Genomic DNA, 16,266 nt, shown 5'->3' on the forward strand with positions numbered 1-16,266 from the left:
AAACTTAATTATATACTTGACATTATTTTATATATATTATCTAATACAAATTAACCCATTAACCAATTACTCAATCACTTCCCCTTCCGTATAATCTCCAAACAATTCATCTGGTAGATCATGAACTAGTTTATTCCAATCTTTTCCATATAACTCTATTGCTTTTTCTTCTGTCTTTATCCATCGTATAGTTCCGTTACTTCCTACTAGATATACTTTAGCTACTGTTGGTATCTTAAATAATATACCAGCATTGTATGGAACATTCTTTCCTAGTGTATAAGTAGCTAGTTCTTCTTTAGTTATTGTAATTACAAATGAAAAATCATCATTAAAATATGAATACCATATCTTTTCATTTACATATGAATGTCTAATATTGTCAGTATCTACAAAATAGACTGTACTACTATCACTTGTCTTTACCCACTTACCGGTTTTCCATATCTTATTTACTTCATTATTGTTTGTATTATCTTCTTCATTATTATTTTGTTCTTCATTGTTATTATTTTCATTATCATTATTATTCTGATTGTTGTTATTGTTTGTATTAGTATTACTCCATCCTCCACCTGTTGATCCTGATGATGGTCTATCTATTACATTTACTACTCTTGTAGAAGTACTTGTATTTCCTGCTGTATCACTTACAACATAAGTAACATTATATGCTCCTACAGTATTAATATCTATATTATTAGTTATTACTATACTACTTGTTATATTCCCATCTACTGCATCTGTAGCTGTAGCTCCTTCATCATAATAACTATCTCCTTTATATAATGATAATGGATTTGATCCTAGAATTGTTATTACTGGTCCTACAGAATCTATATAAGTATAATTAACTGGATAACCATTATTAACATTTCCATTTATATCACTATGCCATGTATTAACAAAGTCCCATCCTACATAAGTAGTGGTACTAGTTTGATCATATGGATATGTCATCTCAGCCGTTGTTCTAGGAGTACCTTTTCCCGTATCATCTGATTGACCTGATGTTTGTGAGTTGTAGTAGGAGGATGTGATTGTGCCACCATCATGATTTCCTCCTACTAATCCACCGATATCAGTATTACCTGTTATATATCCCATAGAATAACTATATTGTATTTCTCCCCAATTATCACCCACTAAACCACCAATATATTTATCTCCATTTATATCTCCTGTGGCATATGAATTTATTATAAGTGCACTATCATTATACCCCACTAAGCCACCAACAGCCTCATCTGTTCCACTTACATTTCCTGTAGCATATGAATTAACAATAATACCACCCCAAAGATCTCCAATAAGCCCCCCAATAGCCCAACTACCACCAATCACATTTATATTAGAATAAGAATTAGAAATAATAGTATCGTCACTTTCTCCTACTAATCCACCAATAACGCTAGAGCTTTCCGCAGTAGAAATATTACCAGATGTATGTGAATTGATAATTCTTCCATAATTATATCCTACTAATCCCCCAATAGCCCAACTACCACCAATCACATTTATATTAATATTTTCTAAAGAAATATTTTTTAAAATTGAAGCAGAAGATGTAAAACCAAATAAACCAACGCCATAACTATCAGCATTATTAATAAAAAGATTAGAAATTGTATGGTTATTTCCATCAAATGTTCCTCTAAATTTTGTACTATTATTTCCAATAGGATTCCAACCAACTCCTTCGTTGTATGGAGATACATCTAAATCAATATCTGATGTTTGCAAATAATAAGAATTAATATTTAAATCATTTCTTACATTATTTAAATCATCAGTTGAATCAACTAGATATAATTTGAATATAATATTATTTGAACTCATTTCTAATTGTTGTGCATCTTTTTCAAATACTGCTTTTATATAATAATTATAATCAACTTCTTCTTCAATGGTATTATCAATATATTCTGTATCTGATGTTAAACTTACCACTTTTACATCATTTCTATATATATCGTATCCCAAAAATGTATAGTCATTTGGAGTACTTATTGCATCCCAAGATAGTGTAATTTTAGTATCTGATATATTTGAAGATACATAAAGCTCAGAGTATTTCATTACTGTTGCTTTGCTACCATTTCCATAATCTTGATATACAACATATGGAGTTCCTGTAGCATCAATAGCGATGGAAATACCCCTTGCATCCTCTGTTGAAAAATCAGCACTACCAACATTTATCCAGTCTGAGCCATCAAATTTCATTACTGTTGCTTTCCCATTATATCCAAAATTTTGATACACAACATACGGTGTTCCTGTTGTGTCAATGGCAATAGAAGTAAAATATACTTGTCCTGCTGAAAATCCTGCAGAGCCAACATTTACCCAAGCCGAACCACTATATTTCATTACTGTTGCTTTCCAACTGTTTTCACCATCTCGATACGCAACATATGGTGTTCCTGTTGTGTCAATGGCAATGGAGGTGAAATCTGCTTGTCCCGCTGAAAATCCTGCAGAGCCAACATTTACCCATTCTGATCCATTGTATTTCATTACAGTGGCTTTATTACTATTTCCAGAATCATTATACACAACATATGGAGTTCCTGTTGCGTCAATGGCAATGGAGGTGAAATCTGCTTGTCCCGCTGAAAATCCTGCAGAGCCAACATTTACCCATTCTGATCCATTGTATTTCATTACAGTGGCTTTATTACTATTTCCAAAATCCATATACACAACATACGGTGTTCCTGTTGTGTCAATAGCTATGGATGTATAATCTGCTCGTCCCGCTGAAAATCCTGCAGAGCCAACATTTATCCAGTCTGCTGTAGCAAAAGATGTTTTTACACCTATTATGAGGAATAAGAATACTAAGGAGAAGAATACTAGTTTTTTCATACTTGTTTTATTATATTTATTTATTTTTTTCATAATGTTGTTATTAATATTTTATTAAAATAATATTAATCATTTTAATAATATTAATTGTATCACAAAATATGAGGGGGGGGGTAGAAGTAGATTTGATTTTATTTTAGAAGATTAAAAAGATGGAATACTAATGTGCTAATTACATACAAATTATACAAATCAGACTAAACTGTATAATACTAGTATTATCCCCATGAAAGACGAATCAATCTTGAGCTAAAGTATAAATTAATATATTGGTATAGCACTAAAACACTATTACCCAATATCACTACAATTTTAAATTATAAATGGGTTGGATTATTTTATTAATTTTATAGCATCTATAATATCAATTGGCTTTTCTATTTTATAATGAATCTTTATTTTATCTTTGTCATAACCCCAGCCATATTCAACTATCAAAATATTTTCATCTCTTATACCTATTTCTCTTGCTATATCATAATCAATAGTTCTATCCCCTATAGATATTATCTCATCTTTATCTAAATTATATTCTTCCAAAATACGATTTATTATTTCACTTTTTCTATGATTCACCTCACTTCTTCCAAAAATACCTTTAAAATATTTTGTTAAATTATATTTCTGTAATTTACTATTCACATCTTCTGAAACAGAATTAGACACAACAAAAAGATCATATTTTTCACTCAATATTTTTAAAACAATATCTATATTTTCAAACATTTTTGAATCTGATTTCAATTTTTCCCTATTAAATATTTCTTGAGCTTCTTTCTCGTGTTTATAGTCCAATCCTATATTTCTATGACACTGATGATAATCATATCCGTACATCTTTCTAAAACTATCTATAGATTCTGGTATTTTTAAATCAAATTTTTTAGAAATAATTTTGTATATCTCAAAAATATTTATAAATGAATTTACAATTACACCGTCATAATCAAATATCACAGCTTTTATCATATTTTAATTGTCCCACTTTAAAAATAAAAAGTAAACAAAAAAAATTGATCCTAAAATCAATTCTTTTTATAAATAATATTAACTATTTCTCTTATGTATAAAAATCCACTTACCAAATTCAATTGCCACTATTTCAAAAACGGCTATACCTCCCATTATAATCCAACCATTTACATCTAGAGCTACAGTTCTTAAAATTTTCTGAAAAAACGGCAAATAAATTCCTAAGAGCAACAACATAAAACTAACCAATGTACTTATTACAAGAACTTTATTATCAAATATTTTTATATCTTTTAATGACTTCTTTAGATTCTTACATGAATATACATATATAAGAGAATTAATACCAAGCGCTGTAAATATATATGTTCTAATAAGAGATAAATCATAGCCATTATTCAACAATATAAAAAACAAAGTAAAAAGACCTATATCAGTAAAAACTCCTATCACAAAAATTAAAAATTTCATTTCTTTATCGATAAGCGGTTCATCTTTAGGAATTGGTTTATTTTTCATAATCCCCTTATCACTCTTTTCAAATGCTAAAGCAAAATTTGGAAATCCTTCATTCACTATATTTATCCAAAGAATCTGTGCTGGCACAAGTGGAATTGGTAAACCAAAAATAATAGAACCAATCATAAGAAGTATTTCTGAAAATACATCAGACATAACATAGGTAATAATTTTTTTTATATTTTCAAAAATTATTCTACCCTGTTTTATTGCATTTACTATTGTAGAAAAATTGTCATCTAAAATAATTATCTCCGCGGTTTCTTTTGCTATATCAGTACCAGATCCAAGTGCTATACCAATGTCTGCTATTTGTATTGCTGGTGCATCATTTATACCATCACCTGTCATAGCAACTACTTCGCCATTTTCTTGTAGTGCTTTTACTATACGCAACTTGTGATGTGGACTTACCCTGACATAAACTGAAACTTTTTTTACCCTATCTCTTAAATCCAAATCACTTATTTCATCCAACTCATCCCCTGTTAAAATATTATTAGAATTCACATCCATACCAATCTCTATTGCTATAGCTTTTGCTGTCAATTTATGATCTCCTGTTATTATTATTGGTCTTATACCTGCTTTTAAACATAGATCTATTGTAGATTTTGCATCAATTCTTAAAGGATCTTTTAAAGCTATAAATCCTAAAAATGTCATATCTTCAAAATTTCTATCAAAATCACTATCTATATCTTGAATTTTCAAATTTCTTTTTGCAAATGCTATAAGTCTCAAACCCTTTATTGTAAATTTATCACTTATTTTTATAAGCTCATCTAAATTCTTATCTTGTTTATCAAATTTGCATTTTGACAAAACTATCTCAGGTGCTCCCTTACAAAAAATAACACCTTCTTCTAAATTATCTGAAATTCTATGAAGAGTAAGCATATACTTTTTCAAACTATCAAATGGAACTTCTGATATTTTTGGATATTTCTTTAATTGATCTTTGAGTGATATACCCATTTCCATGGCAGATAAAAGTATTGCCTTGTCTGTGGGTGAACCCATTATTTTTAGTTCTTTTAAAGGATCTTTTGATGCATTATCATCCTCTAAAAAAGCGTCATTACAAAGCACTCCTATTTTAAAAATTTCAAAAATATCTTCTGGAAGATTTTGTGTTTTTTGAAAATAATCAAAAACATTAAATTCTTTATTATTTAATATAACAGAAGAAACTTTCATTTTACCCAAAGTGAGGGTTCCGGTTTTATCCATACATATAACTGTCGTAGAACCAAGAGTCTCTGCGGCAACAAGTCTTCTTACAAGGGACTTATCTTTTAAAATATTTTGCATTCCTATAGTAAGCACAACGGTAATAGCCACAGGAAGTCCTTCTGGTATAGAAGATACTGCTACTGCAATACTAATAAGTAACATTTCCAATACATCTCTGTTCAATAAAATCCCAGCTATAAAAAGTAAAACACATATTATTGAGACTAATATTCCTATTGTTCTGCTTAATTTCTTTAACCTTGTTTGAAGTGGAGTATCCTCATCTACTGTCTGACTTATAAAACCTGCTATTTTACCTATTTCAGTTTCAAGACCAGTGGCCACAATAACAGCACTAACATTTCCCTTTACAATAGTAGTCCCCATATATATCATGGATTTTCTATCCCCCAAAGAAGAACCTACAGGAACTAAATGAGAACTTTTTTCTACAGGAATAGATTCTCCTGTTAAGACAGCTTCGTCCACCAAGAGACTATTTGATTCTATTATTCTACAATCCGCTGGAACTTTTGTACCAGATTGTAGAAATATTATATCTCCTGGCACAAGCCCATTTGTGTTGACGGTATATTGTTTTGAATTTCTTTTTACAAAAACCTCTTTTTTTATATAATGTCTTAATTTAGAAAGATCAGTATTTGCCTTATTTTCCTGAAAATAGCCTATAAAAGAATTTAGAAAAACTGCAAAAAGTATCACATACATATCAATAAACTCTTTAAAAATAAAAGATATGAATGCCGCAAAAAGCATAATATATATAAGAGGATTTCTAAATTGATTCAAAAAAATTTTATATCTAGAAACTGAATTTTGCTCTGGTAGCTTATTATAGCCAAATTTCAAAATTCTTTTTTTCACCTCATCCTCGCTTAAGCCGTTTATATTAGAATTCAAATCTATCAAAACACTTTTAAATGCTGTACTGTGGTAATTTTTATTTTTCATTGTTTATTTTCCAAATTTTTATTTATATCATAAATTATAACAAAAAATTTACTTTTATGATAAATTTATATATTATTAAATTATTATAAATATAAATAAAAATGTTTTTTGTAAAAATAATCATACTACTAATACTCTCTGCTTTTTTTTCTGGAACAGAAATAGCTCTTTTTTCCATGACTCCAGCTACAGTAAAATCACTTGTTTTAGCTAGGAAGAAAAACTCTAAATTAGTAGAAAAATTACTCAGAAATAAAAAAAGATTACTTGTTACAATACTACTCGGGAATAATCTAGTAAATATTAGTGCGGCTGGCTTAGCGAGTCTATGGGTTCAAGAAAGATTTCATACGGGGGCTCTTACTATAGCAACTGGTACAATGACATTACTTATTTTGATATTTGGTGAAATGTATCCAAAGGCTCTATTTCAAACAAATGCAGAAAAATTTGCACTGATATTTTCACCTATTATATATTTTTTGGAAATAATAGGATACCCAATTATAATACTACTTGAAAAATTACTAATAATACTCACAAAAAATAAGACAAGAAATCTTGTGTCAGAACAAGAATTAAAAGCATTTAGTAGGTTGGCTGTAGAAAATGGTGTACTACAATTCAAGGAACATGAAATGATAATGAATGTTTTAAATTTTGAAGACAAGTCAGCAAAAGAAATAATGACTCCTCGCTATAAAATGTCTATATTAAATGATGAGGCAGAAGTGGATCAAGTGTCATATTTTATGGCTCAAGAAGGATATAGCAGATACCCAGTATATCACAACCAAGAAGATAATATCATAGGTTATGTGCATGTTATAGATATAATGAAAGTATTAAATAGTGATGACAGAGAAAACCCATTATCAAAATATGTGGATCCTATAATAAAATTTGACGAAAATACAAAACTAGATAAAATATTTAAAAAAATGATAAGAAACAGAATTCATATAGCTCTAATTTATAGAAAAAAAGAACAATTACTTGGAATGGTGACGCTTGAAGATGTTTTAGAGGAAATAGTTGGTGAAATACAAGATGAGAATGATGTAGAAGATTAAATTTTACAAAAAACATACACCAAAAAGCAATATTTATTAAATATTGCTTTTTACTTTAAAAATTGACAAAAATAAATAAAATAATATACTTCTATAAATGAATAGTTTAAATATGAATAAAAATAAACTAAAAGTTCCAAAAAAATCAAAAAGAAAATATATTATATATTTTTTAATTTTGGCAATATCATATTTAAGTGGGTGTAGTAATAAAAATAAAAATGAAAACCAAGATCAAAATACACAAAAGCCAAAAGTAAAAATAATGAACATATCAAAATCAAACGAATCTATAATATTTGAAACAACTGGAATAGTAAAACCAATGAAATCTGTGACAGTAAAATCTCTTATAAACGGTACTATAGTAGATGCATATATTGAACAAGGAAACGAAGTGTTATCAGGTCAATCACTTGCCTATATATATGATGAAAATATAGAAACAAATTATGCAGCTGCGACAAATTTATATTCGATAGCTCAATCAAGTTATAGTAGTACTCTAAGCAGCGCAGAAGAAAATTTTAGACAAGCACAAATAAATTTGGACAAAGCACAAGAATCATTTGAAACAGCAAACTTAAATAATGAAGATACTAAAAAAAATACGGAAATAGCAATGGATGATGCTTTGATAAATGCAGTAATATCAAATGAATCATTTTTGAATACAACTCGAAACACATTGGATTTTGTAGATGGAATACTTGGAGTAGATGATGATATTGTATATGGTGGACTTTCAAATGTTTTTTCTGTAAAAGACATAACAATAAAAGAAAAAGCTCAAAGATTATATAGACAAACAAAAAGTGAATATGAAATTTCAAACTCTACAAATATAAATAGTAAAAATATAAAAAACAAATTAAACAATACAATCACTCTCCTAAGATTAGAAAAGGATTTGATAGATACGACTCTTTCTGGATTGTACTCAACTATTACATCTGCTGATTTTTCTCAAACGTCACTATCCACTCTTATGACAAATGTAATAACTTATCAATCGTCAATATCTGGAGCTCTATCACAAGCACAACTATCATATCAGGCAATAAATAATTTGGAAGTCACAAACAAAATGAAGCTAGATCAAAGTCGAAGCGCTCTTAAAATATCTGAGCTAGGACTAGAGAGCGCAAAGACGGCTCTTTCAAATGCAGAACAAAACAAAATACTCACTATAGGTGGAGCTGCAAACAGTTTACAGGGAGCAAAAATAAATTTTGATCTAAGTTCAATAAACAAATCAAGACAAGATATTACTGCTCCATTTTCTGGTGTAGTATCCAAAAAAATGATAGAAGTTGGAGATGAAGTATCCCCAGGGCAAGTATTGTTTGAAATATCTGTTATAAATTATGTAAAAATAGAAAGCTCTATTCCCTATGATGATATGAATTATTTAAAAATAGGAGATGAAGTTACAATAAACGACAATATAAAAGGAATATTATCAAAGATAGATCCAGTAGCAGACTCAATTAGCAAAAAAATAAATATTGAAGTAGGTTATGACAATTCAAATATGGAACTTGTACCAGAGAGTTTTGCAAATATCAAAATTCCACTTAGTAAATTATCAGAAGATAATAATGTATATATAATACCTCTAAAGTCTGTAGATCTAGAACAAGACAAGGCAACAGTAAAAATAATAGAAGACAACAAAATAAAAATCAAAGAGGTAAAATACCTACAAATTACAAGTGACAAAATTGTAATAAGTTCTGGATTATCAGAAGGAGATCAAGTTGTAATAGAAAATGGAAAACTACTAAGCGAAGGAACAGAAGTTGAATTAGAAGAATATTAAATTTTTATATAAATAACATCTTATAAAAAAATGGATCAAGATACTGAAAACAAAAATATATTTGAATCTAAAACAAATTATAAATTCGAAAGTCAAAATTCTTTTGTAGGATTTTTTATTAAAAATTTTAGATTTTCTTATCTTATTATAATGGCAATATTTATTCTTGGTGCTGTGAGCCTTGCTACACTACCAAGAGAATCAGATCCTGAAGTAAAAATACCATATGCCCTTGTAACAACAATATATTCAGGTACATCTCCAGAAGATATTGAAAAATTAATAACTGATAAAATAGAATCAAAATTAGATAATTTGGAAAATGTAAAAGAAATAACATCAAATTCAGCAACTGGAGTATCTTCTATTTTTGTACAATTCGATCCAGACATAGAAATAAATGAAGCAATAAGAAAACTTCGAGATTCTGTAGAAACAGCAAAACCAGATCTACCAAAAGAAGCAAATGATCCCATGGTTACAGAAATCAGAACAAATGATTTCCCCATAATCACATTTAGTTTGTTTGGAAATTATAGTAATTCTCAACTTCAGGATTATGCTGACTTGATGAAAAAAGAATTGGAAAGTATAAAAGGAGTTTCAAAAGCTCCTATTCTTGGGGAATTGAAAAGAGAATTTCAGATCACAATAGACAAAAGAAAAATTCAAGGATATGGATTGGATATAAATACAGTAGTAAATGTTTTATCTCTATCAAATATAGATATGCCACTTGGCAATATAAAAATAGATGGCTATGAATATAATATAAGAACTGAGGGTAGATTTACAGAAGCTCAACAATTGAATGACATTATAATAACCTATTACAATAACCAACCTATATACCTAAAAGATATCTCTGATATAAAAGATAATTTCAGGGAAAAAACTACGATATCTAAACTCGGAATAAAAAATGGACTTCCTCAAAACACAATGTCTCTACAGGTTTACAAAAAAACAGGTGGAAACATATTAAAAATAGTAGATGATTCACGTGCCAAAATTCAAGAATTAAAAGACAACAAAAGAATACCAGAAGATTTGGATATAAAGATTACAAACGACAACTCTATTTATATAAGGAAAGATTTAAATACACTTGGCACAAATGCAATACAAACAATATTTCTTATAATATTAATAATATTTATAGCCATGGGGTGGAAAGAATCTTCTCTCGCTATATTTGTAATACCTCTAACTTTTCTAATATCATTTGCATTCTTGAAATATATAAATTTTACATTGAATAGTATGACAACATTTTCTCTCGTACTATCATTGGGACTTTTAATCGATACTGCAATAGTTGTAATGGAAGGAATATTTGATGCAATGGAACACAAAAATATGAATGCAACTGAAGCAGCACTTCATACAGTAGCAACATTTAAATGGCCACTTATATCAGGAACAATGACTACAATAGCAGCATTTGTACCTATGTTGCTTGTCTCTGGTATAATGGGTGATTATCTAAAATATATACCTATCACTGTCTCATTTACATTATTTGCTTCACTATTTATATCACTTACTATATTACCAACACTCGCCTCTAGAATATTAAAAAAGAAAAAAAATAGACATGAAAAAGCTAAACAAAAAGAAAAAACAAAATTACAAAATATAATAGATCCAGAAATTCCGCTTCTTGAAAGATTATTAATGCCAATAAAAGAAAAATATGCAAATGTACTATTAAAAATTTTGAAAAACAAAAAACAAAAAAGGTCTATACTTTTGATATTTACCTTATTATTTTTCCTCGCTGTTAGCATGCCAATTTTTGGATTAATAAAAATAGAAATGTTTCCTACTATAGATTTTGATTATTTTTATATAAACATAGAAGCTCCTGTAGGAACTGTATTTGAAGAAACAAACAAAAAAGTAAGCACTATTGAAGAATATGTAATGAATATATCTGAAATAGAAAATTATGTTACAACAATAGGTGCTTCTCAAGGGTCATACGGAATGAGTGACAATTCATCTAGTAAATCAAATCTAGCAAATATTACAGTAAATCTTGTAGACGAAAAAAATCGAAAAAAGACTAGTTATGAAATAGCACAAGAAACAAGAGATTATTTTGAAAAAAACAATCATGAAGATATAAAAATAACAGTGCCTCCTATGCAAGCTGGGCCACCATCTGGTTCTCCTGTAGAACTAAGAGTTAGTGGTGAACAATTGGAGACACTCACAAAAATTGCAAATGATATAAAACAAATATTATCTGAAATTGATGGTACTAGAGATACAGAAACAGATATAGAAAATACTACTGGGCAATTCGTAATACAATTAGATCAAAAAAAACTTAGTTATTACAATCTCAATGTAACTGGAGTAGCAATGTCACTTAGACAAATAATGTATGGAGTTTCTGCTACAGAAATCAGCAAAGAAGGAAAAGATATAGAATTGAAAGTTGGATATGATGAAAAAGAATTCAAAAATATTGAAGATGTCAAAAATATACTCATAAATTCTCCAAAGGGACAAATATCTCTCGCCTCTTTGTCCACTATATCATTTAAACCAAGTGTAGCATCTGTAAAACACAAAGATTCAAAAAGGATAATAAATATAGCATCTTCTGTAGAAACTGGAAAAAATGCAAACACTATACTCAAAGAATTGCAAAAAAGATTACAAGGATATAACCTACCAGAAAACTATTACATAGATTACGGTGGTGAAAGTGAAGACATACAACAATCATATACGGATATGTTTACATCACTTATCGTAGCTGTAATACTTATTGCATCTATATTGATATTACAATTCAATTCTTTTAAACAACCTTTTATAATAATGTTTATGCTCCCATTATCACTTATAGGAGTAATACTTGGTCTTACAATACTTAGATTAAATTTTAACATTACATCATTTATAGGTGTGGTATCGCTAGCTGGAATAGTAGTAAATGATGCTATAATTTTAATATCAAAAATAAATGAAAACATTAGAAATTGTAATATGGATTTCTATGATGCAATACATGAAGCAACAGTATCAAGACTTCAACCAATAATACTTACAACTGCGACTACCGTAATAGGATTATTACCGCTTGCACTTAGTGACCCTATGTGGGCAGGGCTTAGTTATTCAATAATTTTTGGATTAACTTTTGCCACATTACTCACATTATTTATAGTTCCAATAATGTATACAAATTTTGAATATAAAAAATGGAATAAAAATTGTATGATTGATGAATAAAAACTCAAAGAATTAAAAAAATAAAAGGTACTAGTATTTTACTAATACCTTTTATTTTCGTCATAAAATGCTAATATATTACTATGAGATTAAATCAAGCAAACAATTTAAAGGATAACCCTATAGGTAGGCCTAGTGTCTGGGAAAAAATAGATACAAACGAAATTGGACAAGGTAGATTCTTTACAGAAGGCACTTATGGAAATAAAAAAAATTTAGGATTAAAAGGACAGCTAAGTAAAATCAGAAGGCTTGGTAGATTTGGGGCTACACAAAATCTATCCAAAAAAAACATAGAATCAATATATGATATAGTGTCTGATAGATTGAAAAAACACTCAACAAGTGGAAAAGCACATATAAATAGATTGGACAAAAAAGCAATAATGGCAGAAGCTGAAAAATTAGTTAGAACAGATTCAAAATTTACAAGATATGACAAAGCTGATGTTAAAAGTATTATAGATGCAATGGCGGAAAAAATGAGAGATAAAAGCTTGGGAAAAGAAAGATATAATGTAAATGAAACACAACAAAATCAAGAAAGCACAGGAAATAAAACAATAAACGCACCAACATATATAGAGATAAATACACCAACAATGAATGATTTAGATTTTATAAATACAAAAAATGAGAAAGAAGATTTAGAAACACCAGATGAACAAAATTATGAAACCCGTACGAAAAATATAGAAAATAGAAGTGAAAAATCAATACAAATACCAGATATAAAAGATCTACCAGACATGCCAATATAAAAAATATTTTTTATTTAAAAATTAATTTTAATTTTAAATAAATTGTAGTATACTATAATAAATCTATTAATATTAAATACTTTTATATATGAATTCACAAGAAGATAATCAGCCTCCCGGAGTCAAGATTAATTTATTTAATAATATTATTTAATTTTTAATAACTAATTTAGAATTAGTTTTTTATTTTGATTTTTTATGAAAAAAAACAACGAACACAATAACACAGAAAAAAATATAATAGAAGGAAAAACTATTTTACTAGTAAATACAGGTTCCAGTAGAAAAAGATTTATTCTACAAAGAATAAAAAAACTTGGGGTAAAGATAATAGCCCTAAACAAAGAAAAAAATTGGGCACAACCATATGTAGATGAATGGATTTGTGCTAATACAAATATTCATAGTGAAGCAATAAAAGCTGTAGAAAAATTTATAAAAAAAAATACAAAAATAAAAATAGACGGAGTAATTACTTTTTGGGAAGATGATGTACTTTTAACTTCAAAATTAGCTGAAAAATTTGATTTTACAGGAATTCCATATAAATCGGCAAATATAGCAAGAAATAAATTTTTGTTTCGAGAATTCTGCGAAAAAAACAAAATTCCACATATAAAACACATGATTCTATCATCTGAAAAAGATATAGATAAAGCTATAGAAATACTTTCTTTTCCACTTGTCATAAAACCAGTTTATGGATCAAGTAGCGCATATGTAATAAAAGTAGAAAACAAAGAAGAACTTCTTCAAAGTTTCAAATATATAAAAGAGTCTATGTCAAAATCCGTAGAATCATCTCTAAATGATGGGCTTGATGTAATGGTTGAAGAATATATTGATGGCGATGAAGTAGATATAGATATTTTAATTCAAAATGGTCGTTTGAAATTTTATTCTGTTTCAGATAATGACAAAACAAATGAACCATTTTTTATTGAAACCGGAAGATCTACTCCATCAAATCTACCTATGTCATCACAAGATGATCTTATAAATATGGCATATGAATGTTTGGAAAAAATTGGAATACAAAATGGATGTTTACATTTTGAAGCAAAAGAAACAAAGAACGGTCCTATTCCAATAGAAATAAATCTTCGAATGGGCGGAGATGAAATGTATTCTTCTGTAAAAGTCGCTTGGCATGTAGATTTAATAGAAAGTGCATTAAAAATCGCAATGGGAATATATTTACCAGAAGCAAAAAAATTAGACAGTCCATATAAATACATTGTTTCAAAAGATTTTATATCAGATGAATCAGGAATATTATCAAGATTAAATATAGATGAAAAATTAAAAGAAAATAAATATGTAAATGAAATTCAATTTTTCAAAGAAATAGGAGATTCTATATTTATGCCACCTGAAGGATATGATTATTTGGGCTGGATTACAGTTGTAGGAGACAATTATCTAGATGCACAAGATAATTTGGAAGAGGCTACAAAATTAGTAAATTTTGAAGTTGCTCGTTTTCATCCAATGTCCTCTATTGGAAAAACTTCTCGAAAGAATAGTTTTTCTTTTTCAGCACTCAATCATTCTTCAATTATTATAGACAAAACAAAAATAGAAAAAATTAGAAAAATGTCTATTGCGAATCAAAAAAATCTCCACATAGGAATAGCCTGCAATATTTATGATGACAAAAATTCACTTATTGAAAATGAATTAGCATCTGTCGGAAAAAATATTGAAAAAGCACTAAAAGAAAGGGGTTACAAGGTTACATTTTTTGATTTCAACAATATTACAAAAGTATTCAATGATTTAAAAACAAGTGACGTTGATATGGTTTTTAATGTTTGTGAAAGAATAAATGATTCTAGTTTACTCGAGCCACATGCTACATCTATTTTAGATGTACTTCAAATTCCATATACTGGATCAAATCCATTTACATTGGGACTTTGCATAGACAAAATAAGGGTTAAAAAATTATTAACATATCATAAAATTCCTACTCCAAGATGGGACTATTTATATTCATTAGATGACGAAATAAGAGATGATTTAAAATATCCACTTATTGTGAAACCTGCAAATACTGATAATTCAATTGGTATTACAAATGATTCTGTTGTAACAAACAAAGAACAATTAAAAAAACAATTACACAAGGTAATGATAGAAATTGGAAGACCAGCATTAATAGAAGAATACATAGAGGGGGATGAGTATGATGTTTCAATAATTGGTAGTAATGAAGATGATTTAAGAGTTTTGCCACTTTCAAGATCTATTTTTAATAATATGCCCGAGGGTTATTGGCACATATATCCTTTTGAAGCAAAATATACAGATGATAAAAATTACAAAAAAATAATAATACAGCGTCCACCAAAAAATTTAAACAAAAAATTGGAAACACTTATATCAGAAATAGCACTTGATACTTACAATATTTTGGATTGTCACGATTACGGCAGAGTTGAAATAAGAGTAGATAAAAACCATAATCCATATGTACTAGAATTAAACCCAAATCCTTCTATAAATATTAGCGATTGTGTTCCTAGTGTAGCAAAATTGATAGGTTTGAATTATGGGGATTTTATAGAGGAAATAATAAGACTATCTATTAAAAGATACAAAGATAATCCACCCTATTTTCATTTGCAACCAAATATTATTTAAAAATCAAACATAATATATTATGTACAGTTAACAGTCAAGGGTTACACTTTCTAAATACTTTTCATGAGGAGTAAGTCCGTTAAGGGTTAAATGTATTCTTTTAAAATTGTAATAATTTAGCCATTCATAAGGAGTGTTCCAAATT

The 16,266-nt window shown here is 28.3% G+C and carries 8 protein-coding genes; 5 read left to right on the forward strand and 3 right to left on the reverse strand.

Annotated elements, in window-relative coordinates:
- Nucleotides 1-66: 66 nt before the first annotated feature.
- From PHZ07_04705 to PHZ07_04715, 3 genes are all read right to left on the reverse strand, one after another.
- Nucleotides 67-2,904 carry a GLUG motif-containing protein gene (locus tag PHZ07_04705; protein ID MDD3284866.1) on the reverse strand — a complete coding sequence of 946 codons (2,838 nt, stop codon included), beginning with the start codon at nucleotides 2,902-2,904 and terminating at the stop codon, nucleotides 67-69.
- Nucleotides 2,905-3,204: 300 nt separating this feature from the next.
- Complete coding sequence (locus PHZ07_04710; GenBank protein MDD3284867.1) at nucleotides 3,205-3,840, reverse strand: HAD-IA family hydrolase; 636 nt, start codon at nucleotides 3,838-3,840, stop codon at nucleotides 3,205-3,207.
- Between the two features lie 78 nt (nucleotides 3,841-3,918).
- On the reverse strand, nucleotides 3,919-6,570 hold the full coding sequence (locus PHZ07_04715) for an HAD-IC family P-type ATPase (protein MDD3284868.1): 2,652 nt from the start codon (nucleotides 6,568-6,570) through the stop codon (nucleotides 3,919-3,921).
- 101 nt (nucleotides 6,571-6,671) lie between these two features.
- Between PHZ07_04715 and PHZ07_04720 the strand changes: the two genes are divergently transcribed.
- The 5 genes from PHZ07_04720 to PHZ07_04740 all read left to right on the forward strand — a co-directional run bounded on the left by PHZ07_04720 (nucleotide 6,672) and on the right by PHZ07_04740 (nucleotide 16,121).
- Nucleotides 6,672-7,643: a hemolysin family protein gene (locus PHZ07_04720; protein MDD3284869.1), complete on the forward strand. Its 972-nt coding sequence runs from the start codon at nucleotides 6,672-6,674 to the stop codon at nucleotides 7,641-7,643.
- Nucleotides 7,644-7,755: 112 nt separating this feature from the next.
- Entirely contained in the window at nucleotides 7,756-9,465 is a 1,710-nt protein-coding gene (locus PHZ07_04725; GenBank protein MDD3284870.1) for an efflux RND transporter periplasmic adaptor subunit, read from the forward strand.
- 30 nt (nucleotides 9,466-9,495) lie between these two features.
- Nucleotides 9,496-12,714, forward strand: coding sequence for an efflux RND transporter permease subunit (locus PHZ07_04730; protein ID MDD3284871.1), 3,219 nt, complete (start codon nucleotides 9,496-9,498; stop codon nucleotides 12,712-12,714).
- An 83-nt stretch (nucleotides 12,715-12,797) separates the two neighbouring features.
- Entirely contained in the window at nucleotides 12,798-13,475 is a 678-nt protein-coding gene (locus tag PHZ07_04735; GenBank protein ID MDD3284872.1) for a hypothetical protein, read from the forward strand.
- A gap of 198 nt (nucleotides 13,476-13,673) precedes the next feature.
- Nucleotides 13,674-16,121, forward strand: coding sequence for an ATP-grasp domain-containing protein (locus tag PHZ07_04740; protein MDD3284873.1), 2,448 nt, complete (start codon nucleotides 13,674-13,676; stop codon nucleotides 16,119-16,121).
- The last annotated feature ends 145 nt before the right edge of the window (nucleotides 16,122-16,266 follow it).

The sequence above is a fragment of the Patescibacteria group bacterium genome (assembly GCA_028692545.1).
Taxonomy (GTDB): domain Bacteria; phylum Patescibacteriota; class Patescibacteriia; order UBA1558; family S5-K13; genus STD2-204.

Bases quoted from the DNA above. Each gene is read 5' to 3' on its own strand.
- PHZ07_04740 (MDD3284873.1), top strand. From the start codon at position 13,674: ATGAAAAAAAACAACGAACACAATAACACAGAAAAAAATATAATAGAA.
- PHZ07_04735 (MDD3284872.1), top strand. From the start codon at position 12,798: ATGAGATTAAATCAAGCAAACAATTTAAAGGATAACCCTATAGGTAGG.
- PHZ07_04715 (MDD3284868.1), bottom strand. From the start codon at position 6,570: ATGAAAAATAAAAATTACCACAGTACAGCATTTAAAAGTGTTTTGATA.
- PHZ07_04725 (MDD3284870.1), top strand. From the start codon at position 7,756: ATGAATAAAAATAAACTAAAAGTTCCAAAAAAATCAAAAAGAAAATAT.
- PHZ07_04730 (MDD3284871.1), top strand. From the start codon at position 9,496: ATGGATCAAGATACTGAAAACAAAAATATATTTGAATCTAAAACAAAT.
- PHZ07_04705 (MDD3284866.1), bottom strand. From the start codon at position 2,904: ATGAAAAAAATAAATAAATATAATAAAACAAGTATGAAAAAACTAGTA.
- PHZ07_04720 (MDD3284869.1), top strand. From the start codon at position 6,672: ATGTTTTTTGTAAAAATAATCATACTACTAATACTCTCTGCTTTTTTT.
- PHZ07_04710 (MDD3284867.1), bottom strand. From the start codon at position 3,840: ATGATAAAAGCTGTGATATTTGATTATGACGGTGTAATTGTAAATTCA.